The sequence below is a fragment of the Glaciecola sp. SC05 genome (assembly GCF_041380235.1).
Taxonomy (GTDB): domain Bacteria; phylum Pseudomonadota; class Gammaproteobacteria; order Enterobacterales; family Alteromonadaceae; genus Glaciecola.
The window spans coordinates 106932-124180 of record NZ_JBGIYY010000014.1 but is presented as its reverse complement, the minus strand read 5'-3'; the positions used below and the strand labels follow the sequence as shown (position 1 = coordinate 124180).

At 44.0% G+C, this 17249-nt stretch carries 17 protein-coding genes and 2 tRNA genes; 8 read left to right on the top strand and 11 right to left on the bottom strand.

The genetic code is table 11. The features are described from left to right. Positions 1-42: 42 nt before the first annotated feature. From AB9H30_RS13750 to AB9H30_RS13720, 7 genes are all read right to left on the bottom strand, one after another. Positions 43-127 (bottom strand) — tRNA-Leu (locus AB9H30_RS13750). 23 nt (positions 128-150) lie between these two features. Further along, positions 151-227, bottom strand: a tRNA-Met gene (locus AB9H30_RS13745). A 229-nt stretch (positions 228-456) separates the two neighbouring features. Beyond that, a complete protein-coding gene (ychF, locus tag AB9H30_RS13740; RefSeq protein WP_371195267.1) occupies positions 457-1548 on the bottom strand; it encodes a redox-regulated ATPase YchF in 1092 nt (363 codons plus the stop codon). A gap of 48 nt (positions 1549-1596) precedes the next feature. Next, a complete protein-coding gene (pth, locus tag AB9H30_RS13735; RefSeq protein ID WP_371195266.1) occupies positions 1597-2184 on the bottom strand; it encodes an aminoacyl-tRNA hydrolase in 588 nt (195 codons plus the stop codon). Between the two features lie 4 nt (positions 2185-2188). After that, a complete protein-coding gene (locus AB9H30_RS13730; RefSeq protein WP_371195265.1) occupies positions 2189-2833 on the bottom strand; it encodes a 50S ribosomal protein L25/general stress protein Ctc in 645 nt (214 codons plus the stop codon). 226 nt (positions 2834-3059) lie between these two features. Beyond that, positions 3060-3374 carry a hypothetical protein gene (locus tag AB9H30_RS13725; protein WP_371195264.1) on the bottom strand — a complete coding sequence of 105 codons (315 nt, stop codon included), beginning with the start codon at positions 3372-3374 and terminating at the stop codon, positions 3060-3062. Between the two features lie 56 nt (positions 3375-3430). Further along, complete coding sequence (locus AB9H30_RS13720; protein ID WP_371195263.1) at positions 3431-5284, bottom strand: glycoside hydrolase family 3 protein; 1854 nt, start codon at positions 5282-5284, stop codon at positions 3431-3433. A 249-nt stretch (positions 5285-5533) separates the two neighbouring features. Here AB9H30_RS13720 and AB9H30_RS13715 point away from each other — a divergent pair, with 249 nt between their 5' ends. The 8 genes from AB9H30_RS13715 (at position 5534) to AB9H30_RS13680 (ending at position 13934) form a co-directional block, all read left to right on the top strand. Next, positions 5534-6025, top strand: coding sequence for a DUF1456 family protein (locus tag AB9H30_RS13715; protein ID WP_371195262.1), 492 nt, complete (start codon positions 5534-5536; stop codon positions 6023-6025). A gap of 559 nt (positions 6026-6584) precedes the next feature. Then, on the top strand, positions 6585-9374 hold the full coding sequence (locus tag AB9H30_RS13710) for a monovalent cation/H+ antiporter subunit A (protein ID WP_371195261.1): 2790 nt from the start codon (positions 6585-6587) through the stop codon (positions 9372-9374). Further along, entirely contained in the window at positions 9374-9739 is a 366-nt protein-coding gene (locus AB9H30_RS13705) for a Na+/H+ antiporter subunit C (RefSeq protein ID WP_371195260.1), read from the top strand. Before AB9H30_RS13710 ends, AB9H30_RS13705 begins: the two co-directional genes overlap by 1 nt. After that, entirely contained in the window at positions 9736-11262 is a 1527-nt protein-coding gene (locus AB9H30_RS13700; protein WP_371195259.1) for a monovalent cation/H+ antiporter subunit D, read from the top strand. The genes AB9H30_RS13705 and AB9H30_RS13700 overlap by 4 nt, the downstream gene beginning before the upstream one ends. Further along, positions 11259-11759, top strand: coding sequence for a Na+/H+ antiporter subunit E (locus AB9H30_RS13695; RefSeq protein WP_371195258.1), 501 nt, complete (start codon positions 11259-11261; stop codon positions 11757-11759). The genes AB9H30_RS13700 and AB9H30_RS13695 overlap by 4 nt, the downstream gene beginning before the upstream one ends. Beyond that, positions 11753-12022, top strand: a complete 270-nt coding sequence (locus AB9H30_RS13690; protein WP_371195257.1) for a K+/H+ antiporter subunit F — start codon at positions 11753-11755, stop codon at positions 12020-12022. The genes AB9H30_RS13695 and AB9H30_RS13690 overlap by 7 nt, the downstream gene beginning before the upstream one ends. Positions 12023-12031: 9 nt before the next feature. After that, on the top strand, positions 12032-12427 hold the full coding sequence (locus tag AB9H30_RS13685; protein WP_371195256.1) for a Na+/H+ antiporter subunit G: 396 nt from the start codon (positions 12032-12034) through the stop codon (positions 12425-12427). A 97-nt stretch (positions 12428-12524) separates the two neighbouring features. Continuing rightward, the gene (locus tag AB9H30_RS13680) at positions 12525-13934 is read left to right on the top strand and encodes a hypothetical protein (RefSeq protein WP_371195255.1); all 1410 of its coding nucleotides are present in this window, start codon (positions 12525-12527) and stop codon (positions 13932-13934) included. A 63-nt stretch (positions 13935-13997) separates the two neighbouring features. Here AB9H30_RS13680 and AB9H30_RS13675 read toward each other — a convergent pair whose 3' ends face one another. The 4 genes from AB9H30_RS13675 to lolB all read right to left on the bottom strand — a co-directional run bounded on the left by AB9H30_RS13675 (position 13998) and on the right by lolB (position 17108). After that, positions 13998-14417, bottom strand: a complete 420-nt coding sequence (locus AB9H30_RS13675; protein ID WP_371195254.1) for a hypothetical protein — start codon at positions 14415-14417, stop codon at positions 13998-14000. A gap of 107 nt (positions 14418-14524) precedes the next feature. Then, positions 14525-15472: a ribose-phosphate pyrophosphokinase gene (locus tag AB9H30_RS13670; RefSeq protein WP_371195253.1), complete on the bottom strand. Its 948-nt coding sequence runs from the start codon at positions 15470-15472 to the stop codon at positions 14525-14527. 141 nt (positions 15473-15613) lie between these two features. Next, a complete protein-coding gene (gene ispE, locus AB9H30_RS13665) occupies positions 15614-16480 on the bottom strand; it encodes a 4-(cytidine 5'-diphospho)-2-C-methyl-D-erythritol kinase (protein ID WP_371195252.1) in 867 nt (288 codons plus the stop codon). Next, positions 16473-17108 (bottom strand): lipoprotein insertase outer membrane protein LolB, encoded by a 636-nt coding sequence (lolB, locus tag AB9H30_RS13660; RefSeq protein ID WP_371195251.1) that lies wholly within the window; start codon positions 17106-17108, stop codon positions 16473-16475. Before lolB ends, ispE begins: the two co-directional genes overlap by 8 nt. Between the last annotated feature and the right edge of the window lie 141 nt (positions 17109-17249).

The window sequence follows — 17249 nt, the reverse complement described above, 5'->3', positions numbered from 1 at the left end:
TGCCTTACCAACTTGGCTATACCCCAGTCGCTTTCTAAACAATGGTGCGGAAGGAGAGACTTGAACTCTCACGCCGTGAAGCACTGGAACCTAAATCCAGCGTGTCTACCAATTCCACCACTCCCGCATTGTTCCACTAACAGAAATAAATGGTGGCTAAGGCGGGACTCGAACCTGCGACCCCATCATTATGAGTGATGTGCTCTAACCAGCTGAGCTACTTAGCCATTTAACCGCTCATTTCTGAGTGGCGCGTATTATGCGCAAGCGAGGTAGGGTCGTCAACCGTTTTTTGAAGTTTTAGGGTCAGTTGTACACATTCTAAGCAGGATGGCTGTAAACCGCTGCTTTTTGAGCAGTTTACGCTTAAAAACCCTCGACCTCTTTCAGTTTGGGGCAATCAAGCAAAAAAAAGCCATCAACTGTAGATGGCTTATTTGTGAGTAAAATAACTATTTAGACATTAAATCTAAAGTGAATCACATCACCGTCTTTGACTATGTACTCTTTTCCTTCTAAGCGCCATTTTCCAGCGTCTTTCGCACCTTGCTCGCCTTTACCGTTAATGTAGTCGTCATAGCCGATAATTTCAGCTCGAATAAAGCCTTTTTCAAAATCGGTATGTATTTTCCCCGCTGCCTGTGGAGCAGTGGAGCCTTGCGGATAGGTCCACGCGCGAACCTCTTTAACACCTGCCGTGAAATAGGTCTGTAAGGTTAACAAGTCATATCCTGCTCGAATTACTCGATTAAGACCAGGCTCGGTAAGGCCTAATTCATCCATAAAGTCTGCTTTTTCGTCTTCATCAAGCTCTGCTATATCTGACTCAATAGCGGCACAAACACTAACCACTACGGCACCCTCTTGGTCAGCGATGGCCCGCACTTTCTCTAAGTAAGGGTTATTCTCAAAGCCATCTTCATTTACGTTAGCAATGTACATGGTTGGCTTTAATGTTAAAAAGTTCATATAGCTAATTGCTTTATGTTCTTCAGGCGTTAAATCTAGTGCTCTGAGCAAGGCGCCTTCGTTTAAATGCGGGAGTATTTTTTCGAGTACTTTGAGTTCAAATTTAGCATCTGCATCTCCACCTTTAGCTCTCTTACCAACTCGTATCATTGCTTTTTCGGTGGTTTCTAAGTCGGCTAACCCTAGTTCAGTATTGATCACTTCAATATCTTCTTGGGGATCGACTTTGCCTGCAACATGCACGATATTGTCGTTGTCAAAACAACGTACAACATGACCGATTGCGTCTGTCTCACGAATGTTAGCTAAAAATTTATTGCCTAGGCCTTCACCTTTTGACGCGCCTGCTACCAAGCCGGCGATATCCACAAATTCCATGGTCGTGGGGATCACTTTTTGAGGCTTTACTATGGCCGCCAATGCATCAAGTCGAGTGTCTGGCACAGGCACTACGCCGGTGTTTGGTTCAATTGTGCAAAATGGAAAGTTTGCTGCTTCGATGCCCGCTTTTGTTAGCGCGTTAAACAGCGTAGATTTACCCACATTTGGTAAGCCGACAATTCCGCATTTAAATCCCATAATTGATGCCCTATATATTCTAATAAGTTGTGATGTAGTAGATTTGAATCAGCTTGCAGCGTTGTATGAATGCAATCGCTGTTGTGCGGTAACCAAGTCTTGCTTTAATAGTATTTGAATGCAGCGTATGGCTTCGTCAATTGCGCCATCGATTAAGGTTTGCTGTTCTGCAGACGCTTTGCTTAACACGTGGCCGGTAACTTTGCTTTTGTGCCCCGGATGGCCGATACCGACGCGTAAGCGTAAAAAATCTTTTTGATTAGCTAGGCATTGGACTATGTCACGAATACCGTTTTGGCTTGAACTTCCACCAATTTTAAATTTAGCAATACCGGGCTCAAAATCGAGTTCGTCATAAGCGACGAGGAGTTCGTTAGGCAATATTTTATAAAATGTACACATTGCGCCAACGGCCTGACCACTCTTATTCATGAAGGTAGTAGGAAGCAGTAAGCGTACATCTTTACCTTCAATAATTCCCCTACCGGTAAAACCAAAAAACTTAGCTTCGTATTTCAATGGAATATTGAAACAAGAAGCTAAGTTTTCTAATAGCATGGCACCTGCATTGTGCCTAGTGTTGTGATATTCGGGGCCTGGATTACCCAGGCCCACGATTAGACGAATATCAGACAACTGATTATTCCTCAGGAGCCTCTTCAGGAGCAGCATCATCTGACTCTTCATCAGCTTTGCTTGGTCCCTTAGGTGCTTTGATAGTCACTAGTGCTAAGTCGTGCTCTTCGCCTTTGCCTAGTTCAACGGACTCTACGCCTTTTGGTAAAACGATGTCTGAGAGGTGTAAGGTTTGACCCATTTCAACCGCTAGCATGTCCACTTCGATGTACTCAGGTAAGTCTTTTGGTAAACACGTTACTTCAAGTTCTTGCATTAAGTGATCAGCATATCCGCCGTCGTTTTTAATTCCTGGGCACTTATCTTCATTGATAAAGTGAAGCGGTACATTTGTATGCAGTTTTTCTCCCGCTACTACACGCTGAAAGTCAATGTGCGTGACTTTTGGCTTGAAAGGGTGGCGCTGCATATCTTTAACTAGTGCTTCTACTTTTTTACCTTCGATATGCAAAGTAAGAACATGTGAGTAGAACGCTTCGAAATCTTGCGCCTGCACTACTTTATTATGCTCGAGGGTAAGGGCTACTGGGTCTTTTCCAGCACCATAGAGGATTGCAGGCACTTTTCCTTCGTGACGTAGGCGGCGGCTCGCACCTTTCCCTAGGTCTGTACGGACGCTTGCATCCAAGTTAAATATTGCTTTAGACATGATTGTCTCCATTGAATAGATGTTTTGCTTAGTTTTGCGACCAAACCAAGCTCGTTACTCAAGGTTTAAGGGGAAGTTGCTTTATAAGTAATCTTAAGCTACCCGCAGAAACGCTGAGCCCGTTCTCAAACGGCGGCGCATTCTAACATTGAGTGGCAATGCAAACAATTAAATAATCAGTATTTCAGCTGAATAATTCAAGAGTATAGCAAGTGCTTTGGAATCATTAGCTAGGGAAAGGCAGAACGGGGAGCTTATACTGTTTTGCAATGTCGTTGATAATTCGTGTTGGCCCAGTAATCGAGCCTTGGCTAGTTTCAGAATGAGCAAAGGTAAGGCTGCTTTGACCCCGTCGCACAATGCACTCGCCTTGTGACGCTAACGATCCCGCGCTGCTGAACTGATAGCCGAGTTCCCAACCTTCGCTGACGTAGGTATCTAAAATCGCTTTTGTTGAAGAAAAGGAAATCCCTTCAATTATTTTCAAATCGTGGCGTTTAAAACGAGATTTGATGAAGTATCTGCGAATGTTAGTTAGCATACTAGGGCTCTATGTTATTACTACACGGTCAAAATTACTACGCGCTCAAACTCATATTAATACTCGGTTAAACCATAGCCAAATGGGAATAGCGCTTTCTCATCGAAGCGGCCAAGGGGCAAATCATCAAAGCTTTTTGGCCAAGCGTAGGGAGATTTACCCACTGGCGTGAAGCCATCAATGCCAAACAGAAAGTCAGCCACACCACTTCCCTCAGAGCCTGGCAGCCATGCAGCAATGAATGCGTCACTTTTGTTTAAGTCATCTTCAATAATCAATGTTCTCCCTGAGATTAATACGACTACTACCGATTTGTCGAGCTTTTTACAGCTGTCTATATAGCCTTTGTGGACATCATTTAACCAAAGTTGATCAGTGTCGCCCTTAAATTCTGCGTAAGGTTGTTCACCCACTACTACAACCGCAGTATTTGCGCGCATATCAGCAGTGCAGCCTTGGCTTAAGTATTCGGTATTGGGTGCAATACTGCGTATACCGTCAATAATGGAAGTGGCGCCAGCATAACTCTCTGTCGTGCCTTGCCAATTTATTGACCAGCCTCCGCTTTGCAAGCCTGTGCTGTCGGCATGCTCTCCAATTACCGCGATATCATCGCTGGGTGAGAGCGGTAGGACATCATTCTCACTCTTTAATAAAACAAGTGATTCTCTTACCGCCTGTCTAGCGACTTTGCGGTGTTCAGCTGAGCCTACTTTGAGTGAAAACTCTCGTTTACCAAAGGGGTCTTTAAATAGGCCAAGATTAAACTTCATGGTTAAGATGCGTCTAACTGCATCGTCGATGCGCGACATCTCAACGGTACCATCGTTTACCGAAGCGGTGAGCTTGCTCATGAACTCCTCATGGTTGCCCGGCTGCATAGCTACGTCTACGCCAGCATTAATAACAATGTGTGGCTCCCCATAGCGTATTCCGCCATTCCAATCGGTTAGCACTACACCCTCAAAGCCCAATTCGCCTTTTAGTACATTTGCTACTAAGTCTTGGTGTTGATGCATGTTAATGCCGTTGACCGAATTAAAGCCCACCATAATCGATGCAATGCCTTGATTTACAGCCTGCGCATACGGAGGCAGGTGATAATCGCGTAGGGTAGCTTCATCAATAATCGCGTTACCGCCTTCTCTACCACCTTCTGTCGCACCATCTCCTAAATAATGTTTAGCGGTCGCTGCAACGGTATGGCGTAAACCTAGGTCATCGCCTTGGTGTCCTTTTACCGATGCGCTTACTGCGCTAATAGTTAGGTCTTTGTCTTCACTGAAGCCCTCATAAACGCGTCCCCAATATTCGTGTAAAGGCATCGCGATACATGGCGAAAAGGTCCAATTAAATCCGGTTCCTGCCATTTCAATAGCGGTAATCTCGGCTGCCCGCTGGATAAGATCGAAATTGCGAGTGGCGGCCATGCCGATGTTATGCGGGAATATCACTGCACCCTCAAAGGTGTTTTGTCCATGCACAGCGTCAACGGCGGTCATTAGCGGAATGCCCAAACGAGTTTGCAAAGCTTGGATTTGAAACTCGTCGAATTTATTTATCCAATCAAGCGGAAGAGGACCAGGAGTCGGCCCTTGGGTGTGAATAATCGAACCGATATTTTGTTCACGAATAATGTCTGGGTTTACGCCATTATGCCAAACAGACTGAGTCATTTGCCCAATCTTTTCTTGTAAGGTCATTTTTTCGATGAGGGCTTTGACCATCTCCGGCTCAGACTCATATTGGCATAAATCAAATCGCTCGGTGCCCCACTCACAGATAATGTCGGGTCTTGGTTGGTCGAGTTTCGCGCCTGATGACCTTGAATCTGATGAGTCTTCAAGGTTAGCGCATGCAGACAAAGACAGACCTGCTAAAATGGCGATAATTATTTTTGTTTTATTCATAATGAGCTAGACACCTTAGCTAATGTGAGCGACGGCTTAGTATATAGGGGGGGAATATTTTTGCTCTTGGTATTGCGAAAAAACACGATGAGTTGGACTGTCTGCGCTTTAAAACTATCCAGACAAGTGGGGGGCTATGCTAATGCTGGAAGATATAGCTCAAATTACTCTCAAATTTTTTGACAAACCTGTATGCACCTTCTGCAATCATGTATAGTTGGCGAAATTCTTAATTTGGTTAATTAATACATGCTTTTAAATGATGTTTTGCGCCGCTTGCGCTTTGCTCTTTCTCTAGATAACGCCGCCACGATTGCGATTTTTAAGTTGGTTGACTACGAGCTAGAAGAAAGCTACCTGTCGAATATGATGCTACGCGAAGAGCAAGAAGGATTCTTGCCCTGTCGAGATAAAACCTTATGGCTATTTTTAGATGGGTTAATCATTAATAAAAGAGGTAAAAAAGAGGGCGCGGCGCCTCCAGAACTTAAAAGCGGTCAACGCATGACAAATAATGATATTTTACGCAAAATTAAAATTGCAATGAATTATCAACAGGATGACATGATGAAAATATTGCGAACCGCGGGCTTTCCAGTAGGTAAAGGCGAGCTGACCGCTTTATTTCGCAAGCCTGATCATCGTAGCTACCGAGAGTGCCAAGACCAGCTTCTACGAAACTTTCTACAAGGCATGGTGAAGACTTATCGTCCCGATGCCAAAGATAAGTCTACGAATTGAGCGCTGGCATTTTGCTGATAGGCAAAACACATCAGAAATGTGAGTAAAACGCTCAAATTTCAGGGCTGCATGCCAGCTCAAATGCTTCATCAATCCAACCGATAATGCCCCAGTCAAGAGTTTCACTGGCAATGCTAACGTAGCCAATCTCACAGCGGCTTTGTTAGCACCGTTGCAGTGTGTTCCTGCGCAGTACTTGAAAAGTGTGCAAGAGCTAAATCTGCGCGAGTAGCAGAAACAGCTGTAGTCATAGGGCTTTCCTTGGTAAATGAGAGCATTTCAATTCGAAAAAATCTCATAAAAACAGCAAGTAAAACAAAAGCGATTTGTGTGCCGTTCTACAGTATACTTTTATTTGTATGGTTAAATTAAAATTTCAGAAATTGATCTTTTTGGGCGATATAAAGTCTTAGATACATAGAAGTTTCGCTTGATAAGATCAGCATAAATTTAAAAACAGTAATAAATACTGGATCTTATCGGTCAAATCACATTACAGTAGGTAACTTCTCAAAGTGCTTGATAAGCGTATAATAAAAAACTGGAGCACCGTGAAACTATGAGTTTATTTTGGATAACAGCAATCTTACTGATTGGTGTATTAGTGCCGGTACTCACCGAACGATTCGGGCGTACTGTAAACACCATTTTCACCATGTTGGCTCCGGCGATTGGTTTCGCTTATATCGTCAGCTTGATGCCAAGTGTGCTTGCAGGGGAGGTAGTGACTGAGTATCTTGAGTGGATACCAGCAGTTGGCTTGACCTTGTCTCTGCGTCTTGACGGCTTAGCGTTGATGTTCGCACTGCTGATCTTAGGGATTGGGCTGCTGATCATCCTATATGCGCGCTACTACTTGTCAGAAAAAGAAGCGGTCGGACGCTTTTTTGCCTACCTAATACTATTTATGACCGCCATGCTATCGATTGTGTTGTCAAACAACGTGTTGCAACTATGGATGGCTTGGGAAGTTACTAGTATCAGTTCTTTCCTATTGATCAGTTTCTGGTCAACAAAATCAGAATCACGCAAAGGCGCTCGCATGGCGCTCACAGTAACTGGCGCTGGCGGCTTAGCCCTGCTTGCTGGATTACTGCTAGTAGCAGATATCGTTGGTAGTTATGAGCTTGGCGTAATACTCGCAAGCGGTGACTTGATAAGAGAGCATGCCCTTTATCCGATAGCCTTGATATTAATATTGTTAGGTGCATTCACCAAGTCGGCTCAATTCCCATTCCATTTTTGGTTACCTCACGCAATGGCCGCACCGACACCTGTGAGTGCTTATCTACATTCAGCGACCATGGTAAAAGCGGGTATATTCTTGTTAGCTCGTTTCTACCCAGTGCTTTCAGGCACCGAAATGTGGTTTTTGATCGTCAGTATGACTGGCTTGATAACGCTGCTGCTTGGGGCGTATATCGCGTTGTTTAAGCACGACCTTAAAGGCTTGCTTGCGTATTCTACTATTAGTCATCTTGGTCTTATTACTCTACTGCTGGGGCTCGATACTCAATTGGCGGCAGTAGCGGCCTTATTCCATATTATGAACCACGCGGTGTTCAAAGCCTCTTTATTTATGGCTGCAGGTATCATTGACCATGAGTCTGGTTCGCGAGACATGCGTAAGTTGAACGGCCTTTGGCGATTTATGCCTTATACCGCGACTCTCGCCATGGTAGCGGCTGCATCGATGGCAGGCGTGCCCTTATTTAACGGCTTTTTATCGAAAGAAATGTTTTTGGCTGAAACGCTGCATTCCTCTGCATTAGGATTTTTATCTTGGGTGATCCCCGTACTCGCAACGCTAGCCGGTATCTTCGCGGTGGCTTACTCAATGCGCTTTATCCATGATGTTTTCTTCAATGGCGATCCTATCGATTTGCCAAAGACCCCTCATGAACCGCCACGCTTTATGAAAGTCCCAATCGAAATCTTGGTGGTGTTGTGCTTGTTGGTCGGTATTTTCCCCAACTTTATTATTGGCGGATTACTCGAATCAGCGGCATCTGCAGTACTGATGACTGAGTTGCCATACTATAGCCTCGCGATTTGGCATGGATTCAATATCCCATTGCTGATGAGTGCAATTGCGATTGGTGGTGGTTTGTTGGTGTATGCTTATCGTAGCCATCTCTATCGTTTCCAATCTCAGTTTAAAGAGTCAGATGCTAAGTTTATATTTGAAGGCGTGATTCAAAGCATTGTGAAATATGCAACTAAGGCCCATGAATATTTAAGCAATGGTTCTTTGCAACGCTACGTTTCGGCGCTTTTAATTTTTACCATTGTGATTACTGCCATACCCTTACTTAACCTTGATACTGCGGGTATGCATTTTGCAAACCAAGCTATTAGTGGTGTGGAGATTACCGCTGCCATAATTTTATGTCTAAGCGCACTTGCTACGGTTATTTATCATCGTAAACGTATGGTTGCATTGATCACCCTTTCGGTCGTTGGCTTAATTGTGTCAATTGCGTTTGCTCGGTTTTCAGCCCCGGATCTGGCGTTAACCCAGCTTGCAGTAGAAGTTGTTACCGTTATATTGCTTATGCTAGCCTTGTTTTTCTTACCGCAAAAAACCGCTCCTGAGTCATCACCATCCAGAGTTGTGAGGGATGTTGGTATTGCCGCGGCAATCGGAGGCTTAGTGGCGACGATTAATTACGCCTTTATTACTCAGCCCTTAGACAGCATCTCAGATTTCTTCTTAGCAAACAGTAAAATAGGCGGTGGCGGCACTAACGCGGTAAACGTTATTCTTGTTGATTTTAGGGGTTTTGATACCTTGGGTGAAATTCTGGTGCTTGGCATCGCTGCACTGGGTATCTTTAAGCTGTTGGCTCGCGTTCGTTTAGCTATGCCTACAGCGAATGAACATGGTGTGCCTTGGTCTGAAGACCGTCATCCCCCAATTTTGGCGATGATTTCACAAAGCCTTTTGCCGCTTGCACTGCTGGTATCATTTTATATTTTCTTGCGTGGGCACAATATGCCAGGCGGCGGCTTTATTGCCGGCTTGATTACTTCTGTGGCACTCATTCAACAGTATATTGCCCATGGCGTGGACTGGGTGAAACCGCGAATAAAAGTCGACTACCAAACGTTGATAGCGCTGGGTGTCTTAATTGCGACCTTAACCGGTATTGGTAGTTGGTTCTTTGGTCGTCCGTTTATGACCACATGGTTCGACTATTTCGACATTCCGTTTATTGGTGAAATAGAGTTGGCAAGTGCCCTAATATTTGATTTAGGGGTATATTTAACGGTGGTAGGTGCAACCTTACTCATATTGGCGAATCTAGGTAAACTTACCTCTGTTCACCGCCCGACTGCGGAGGAATAATGGAAACTGTATACGTAATTTGTGTAGGAGTGTTGACCTTTTGTGGAGTGTTTCTTTGCTTACGAGCACGCACCTTTTCAGTAGTTGTAGGTTTAACGATGTTGTCATATGCGGTTAATTTGTTTTTGTTTTCAAGTGGACGATTGAGTCTCGACGGAGCCGCGATCTTAGGTATGGCCGATAAATACGCCGACCCATTACCCCAAGCTTTAACACTTACTGCCATTGTTATTGGTTTTGCGATGATTGCGTTTGTTGTTATTTTAGCCATTCGAGCACGCGCCGATCTTGGTAACGACTTTGTCGACGGCAGAGACCCTCCCGATACCGATAAACTGGTTAAATCGAATGGAGGTAAAGTATGATGCTTCATCTGGCAATCTTTCCAATATTGATTCCAATGCTGGGTGGATTGATGATGCTCTTGCCACCCTTCGCTGGCCCTACAAGGTATCAATTCAGACGTGCGGCCGCATTAGTATTGGCGCTAGTGCAGTTAATTTGTTCAGTCGTACTCATGCTCACAGTCTTAGAAAATGGTGCAATTATGTATGCGGTTGGCGACTGGCAGCCACCGTTTGGTATTATTTTGTATGCAGACCAACTGTCTGCAATGTTGGTCACACTGGCGAGCTTCTTGGGTCTGGGTGTTACTTTATATTCATTTGCTGGCGAAGACCGCAAGGGTAAATATTTTCACCCGCTTTTACAGTTTCAACTTCTGGGTATTTATGGTGCATTTTTAACCAACGACTTGTTTAACCTATTTGTATTTTTTGAAGTCTTGCTTATTGCTTCTTATACTCTACTCATTCATGGTGGCGGTAAGCAAAGAACCGCGGCGAATGTGCATTATGTAATTTTGAACTTGATTGGTTCGAGCCTGTTTTTGTTTGCACTAGGCACGCTTTATGGGGTTACGGGTACCCTAAATATCGCTGACATGGCCATGCGCATTCCTGAACTTTCACAAAGTGAACAACTGATTGCTCAGGCCGGCGGTTCATTGATGCTTATAGTATTTGGCCTCAAATCAGCGATGTTACCGCTGCATTTTTGGCTGCCGCAAACCTACGCGGCCGCCAGCGCTCCGGTTGCAGCGCTGTTTGCGATAATGACCAAAGTCGGCGTTTACTGTATTTTTCGTGTTTACACCGTGGTATTTGGTGAACAAGCAGGCGAATTGGCAAATATGGTCCAACCGTGGATCTGGCCCTTGGCGATACTTTCGATAATCGTTGGTAGTATTGGCGCGCTAGCCAGTACCAACCTCAGAACGCTAGCGGGTAATTTGGTGATTGTATCGGTGGGCACTTTGCTAATTGCGTTTGCACTAAGAACACCCGAAGCAACGGCAGCTGGCTTTTTCTATCTTATACACAGCACGATAGTAACCGCCGCGCTGTTTTTGATTGCCGATATGCTGGGCGAGCAGCGCGGCAGGGCGCTTGACTATTTTGTGGTAGCACGCAAAGTCAAACAGCAAACCTTACTTGGCATATTGTTTTTTGTAGTTGCTATGGCGATTGCAGGCCTTCCGCCATTTTCAGGCTTTTTAGGTAAATTAGTGATTTTACAATCTGCGACAAGCTTAGATGAAAGAATGTGGGTGTGGTCAATTATTTTATTGTCTAGTCTGGTCACAATTATTGCCTTATCTAGAGCAGGCACAACCATATTTTTCCGTTCTACTCCAAGTCATGACAATGATAACGCGATAGGGGTATCGAAATGGCAATTAGGCGGCGTCTTATTGTTGCTTGGCGCTTCACCTGTCCTTGCCTTATTCGCTGCGAGTATTATTGACTATACCAACAGCGCCGCCGCGCAACTGCATGATATTCAGTATTTAATTGAAATAATGAATTTAGACGGAGAAGCACAATGAGTTTTTTTTCGCGCTTATTTCCTATGCCTCTTCACAGTTTGTTGCTGTTAGTTGTTTGGTTAATGCTCAATACCACCGTCAGTTTGGGGCATATTTTATTGGGCTCAGTACTGGCCATAGTGATCCCTCTGCTATGTGCACCTTTGCGAGTACCTCAGCCGACAATTAAAAAACCACTGAAAGCGGTTAGCTATGTCCTGATCGTATTAAAAGACATTGTTGTGGCGAATGTTGAGGTGGCGCTTTTAGTAGTAGGGCCGATGCGCAGAATTAAGCCAGGTTTTGTGGCTGTGCCGCTTGATTTAACTGAATCTTTACCAATTACTGTATTGGCCAGCACGGTAACAATGACGCCGGGTACGGTGAGTGCAGAGGTATCGAAAGACAATATGTGGCTATATGTTCATGTATTAGATATGCCTGAAAATGAACAAGAGGTCATCGACTTGATAAAGCAGCGCTACGAATCGCGTGTAAAGGAGATTTTTGGATGCTAGAAATATCGACAATATTGGTAGCGGTTATGCTCTGTGTTGCTTTGGTACTCAATCTTTGGCGCCTCATTATAGGGCCGCATGTGGTCGACCGTATTTTGGCCCTCGATACTATGTATATCAACAGTATTGCCCTAATTCTTTTATACGGGATTTTCAGCAAAACGCCCTTATATTTTGAAGCGGCCTTGTTAATTGCCATGCTTGGCTTCGTTAGCAGTGTCGCATTTGGTAAATATTTATTGCGCGGCGATATCATTGAATAGGAGCAAAGTATGACATTTATGGTTGAATTATTAATATCGGTGCTTCTACTATTGGGCGGAATTTTTGTGCTTGTTGGCTCTATAGGGCTGCTGCGTTTACAAGATTTATATGTGCGTTTGCATGCCCCAACAAAAGCCACAACCTTGGGGCTTGGTGGCATTTTAATCGGTTCAATGGTGTATATGTACAACACGCAGGGAGAACTGAGTATAAATGAACTGCTTATCACGCTGTTTTTGGTGATTACAGCGCCAGTAACTGCTCATATTTTGTCAAAGGCAGCCATGCATAATCGCGTTAAAGTCATGGAGCGCACTCGCAATCAGCACCTCATTGAAACTGCCCGAATGCAACTGCCCCCCAAGAGCGAAGATGAAGGTTCAAAGGGCGATATTAAGCCCTGAGCGAATGGAATGTCAGAGTGTTAGCCTAGTTATTTGTATGGGATATGCTCTGGCTTTGACGCCGATTGTTTATGTTGGTCAACTGGGAAGACTTTGAATGCATTTGTCACAGTATCTGTTGTTTGTTGTTACCTTAGTAATATCGTTAATTTCACAATCGTTATCAGCCCAAACACCGGTTGAAGTGCTAAACGCTTATCCAAATTGCGACTACCAAATAATAGAAACGGTGGTCTACACTCATAATGTCGGTTTATCGCGCAATGCGCTGGACCAAGATGATGTTGAAAAAGAAGCCGCGCGTATTATCAGCCGAATGCAATCAAAAGCACAAGATTTGTCAGCGGATGCGATTATTTTAACCGAGCGCAATTTGGATGTGGTTGATTTATTAAAGTATAAATCGATTAATTTCAGTGCACCAAAATACAATACCTTATCTTTTACTGGAGAGCTGATTAAACTGTGCGAGCCAAGCGCGACAGCCTCAAAAGGTTTAACACCCTTTGATTCAAGAGGTAAACCACAAAAAGCCCTTTCATTAGGCACGCTAGGCGGGTGGGAGCAAACAATTGAACTGGATATTTCTGGGCGCAACCAACGTATTGTTACGCTTGTTGAGGACCATTCAGTGAGCCTTGAGCAGGGTGCATTTGGCTTGCAATTACGTATGCCTCTGGCTGAGGTGCATAAACGTTTGGGTACCCCAACCTTAAGTCTGCGTGCCGAGAATGAGTACCTAATTTTAGCATATGGCCGTGAACTGTGGCTGGTATTTAATCAAGGGGTTTTAATCTCTATAAGTTCTTATCAGAGTTGGTTATCTTCCGAATTTGTGAATTTCTTAGCTTTTGATGATCGTTTTGACGATAGGGCTTGGACGGCTGAGGGTGTTTACGAGCAAAATCGAGCTTTACAGCTTACGGCATTGCCACAAGCTATTGTTAACGATCAACTGCTATTTGAAAATCAACATAGTCAGTTAAGGCTTTACTTCGAAGACTTTATAATGGGGAGTGAGTCTGAGATAGCTAAGAAAGTCGTTAATTTTGCTTTGCAAATAAGCCCTTATTCCCAACCGTCCCTAGATGTTCGGGCGATTGCGCCGGAATTGATGCAAGTCATTAATGCGTTTTTGACCAAGCAAAGCACATCCCTAGATATTAATAGTTTAGGACTTGTGCCTAGAGCAAGCGCTTGGCTCTCCCAGAGCAAAGTGTTGCATTGGTATGGAGGGAGTATGATCATCGAAATGATTGGTAGCTCGGTCAACAATATTTATATGTTAGAAAACCCTAGCCTCAATAATGGAAAAGAGGCTGCTTGGCATATTAACGGTATTCGTCAGTACCAGAGTATGGAAGAGACCTTAGGCCAACTTGGGGAAAATGTCTTTCAGTTAGGTGATACCATCGAGATCACCGAATCGCACTATGTTCAGGAACTGATTTTTTATGAACTGACTGACGAACCGGTTTTGATATCATCTAAAATTACAATCTACTAGTGCGATCCACTGCCAACTATTATCTATATTGGATAATACACTTTTGGACGCAAGGTACGGTTGCTACATCACATTATTATTGCCGCCATTGTTGACCTTGGAGTCATCAATTACCTTAACGGTATGCACTGTCAACAGCTCACCAAATTGTGTGGTGGTAGCCATCCCATGCAGAGGCTCAGCAGTGATTTGAATAACTAAACCGTCGCGACGATACTCATTTGCCAATCTGCTTAAAGTGTATTTTTTACCGTTTTGTGCAACAAATCCGTAAAAACCACCTTCGAAATCTTGGTAGCGAATAGTGCCGGTTAGTTGCATAACAGCGTCCTCTTTTTTCTCAATTAGTTGATTGGAAGTTTCTTGAGCCGCTTCTGCGGTTTGCGTTTCTGGACTATTTTGAGCAGACGTACTGTTTCCGCTGCAGCCAAATAAAAACAGAGTGGCAACAGTTATAATCAGGTAATTATGCTTAATGCTCATAGGATTTCCTTAGTAGAGGCGGGTGTTGCCTTGTTAAGGCAACAAAAAAGCCGAGTAAGTTCCCTTACACGGCTTAGTTTATTTGTCAGTGAATATTAAACGTTAAATTAATATTCAAACATTGCTGAGATAGATTCTTCGTTGCTGATCCTGCGAATGGTTTCTGCGAGCATTTCAGACAAGGTCAGTTGCTTCACTTTTTTTACTTTTCGCATTTCGTCACTCAAGGGAATACTGTCGGTGATGATAATTTCATCAATCACTGACTCTTCTAAATTTTGCGCTGCATTACCCGAAAATATTGCGTGTGTTGCATAGGCATAAACACGTTTAGCGCCATGTGCTTTTAGCGCTTCAGCCGCTTTTGCCAGGGTGCCGCCAGTGTCAATCATGTCATCTACAATAATACAGTCACGACCTCTTACATCGCCAATGATATTCATTACCTGAGCAACGTTAGCTTTCGGGCGACGTTTATCGATAATGGCTAAGTCTGTATCGTTCAGTAGCTTTGCGGTTGCTCTTGCACGCACAACACCACCAATATCAGGTGAGACTACAACGGGTTCTTTGAAATCTCGCTGGAACATATCATCAAGCAAAATAGGTGTACCGAATGCGTTGTCTACAGGCACATCAAAGAAGCCTTGAATCTGCTCTGCGTGTAGGTCAACAGTTAAGACTCTATCGACGCCGACGTTCGATAAGAAGTCTGCCACAACCTTAGCGGTGATCGGTACCCTAGCAGAACGTACTCGTCTATCTTGACGTGCATATCCAAAGTAAGGAATAACCGCTGTGATCCGGCCCGCTGAGGCACGTCTAAAGGCGTCGATCATGACAATCAACTCCATTAAATTATCGTTAGTTGGGGCGCACGTAGACTGGATAATAAAAACGTCCGAGCCGCGGACGTTTTCATGAATTTCTACGCAGATTTCGCCGTCACTGAAACGGCCAACGCTGGCGTTTCCAAGTTTAGTATAAAGGCGGTCTGCAACTTTTTGAGCGAGTTCAGGAACTGCATTTCCTGTAAATAGCTTCATATCGGGCACAAGATAGTCCTCAGTGCGAATGGTTTTCAACAACTAGATGATGGCGGATAGCAAGAACAACGCGTATATAGTAAACCAGATAAACAAGAATACACATCATTAAATCGGTATTGCTTGTTATATTCTTCGTTGCTATCAAATTTAATCTGGAATGTAATCTATGAGTGCATCATGTAAAGGTGAGCGATTAACACCCTTTGCCACGAAGCCCCTTACACCCTCCGGTAAATTCTCTAACACTTCCAATGCTTTAGCTTTGTTATCAAAAATAGCAAATACGCTAGCACCGGTTCCGGTCATTCTCGACGGAGCGTAGTGTAGCAACCACTGTAATAATTTTGCAACTTTAGAATGCATTGTGGTGACTAAAGTCTGACAATCATTCGCGGTATTTTCAAAGCAATAGTCATCTATACAAATGCGCGGGGTAGCGCGGGGGAGCTCAGGATGTCCAAACACATCAGCCGTGGACACCTGTACATCAGGCGTAGCGACTAAATAGTATTTTATCGGCAATTCAATAGCCTGCAGTTGCTCACCTACGCCATTGGCGAATGCTGTTTGGCCTTTTACGAAGACCGGTACATCGGCTCCTAGCTGCAAACCTATATTGGCCAGTTGTTCAAGGCTCAAGCCGCATTCCCAAATGATATTTAAGGTGACTAAGACGGTCGCTGCATTTGACGAACCACCGCCGATGCCTCCGCCCATGGGCAGTACTTTACGTAAACTAATTTCAATAGCATGCTGATTCTTTCGAAATGGCAACAGTGCATGCGCCGCTCGATAAATTAGGTTGTCTTTTGTAGCAAGGCCTTCAATGTTGTTTTTCAATACGATTGCAGGCTCTTCTTGACCTAATTGAAAGCCTACTTCATCCCCATAATCTAATATTTGAAAGATACTTTGTAGCGAATGGTAGCCATTATCTAAGCGCCCACAAATATGCAGAAATAAATTCAGTTTGGCAGGACTGGGCAACCAAGTAACCTTGCTATGACTAAACATCCTTTGCTTTCCATTGGTCAATGCGCATGATCAAAGATGTTTGGGTACTGCTTTGGTTTAGGCGAAGAGAAGTGGGCAAAGTATACAAAGTTTCGTTCAGGGTAAACTCTGCATAGGCATTATAGTTTACCTGCCACACTAAGCACTGCTCACAACCTGCGGTCATGGATTTGACTAAGCCATTGTCAAAGTATTCAGATACGAGATCTGCATTTACTTGACCTTTCATCCAATACTTTAAGGACTCGACCGGCACTTCCCAGCCAGTGATCCGATAGATAAGCGCAGAAGGCGAAGGGTCTTGCCAGGTTTGTCCGTCGGCGGTGAGGGTTGCCATCTCACCATCATAAAACAATTTAGCGATTGTCGTACCCACTACTGTGGTTAAGGTCATAGTGAGCTTATCTTGATGTTGTTGCCAAGCGATACTGGCGCTTTTGCGTTCATCTAGGGATATAATCGCTAGCTTGCCACGGACCGACCAATTCTGTAATTGTTCCAATTCCTGTTGGGCGACTTGTTGGGCTGCGCTTTGTGCTTGGCTGACATCATGATGCACGGTTGCGCAGCCTGAAATAAACAGGGTGCTGAGTGCTATAAGTGCATATTTGCTTATCAATATTTTCAAAAGCTTTACCTTTCAATCATTAGGAATCTATCTATTGATGCTAAATTAGCGCAAATGTTACCAGCTTGACAGTCTCAAAACTGAAATACACGCGGTTATCCTTTTAATTAAAGTGGGATTTTACTACAATGCGCTGTCTTT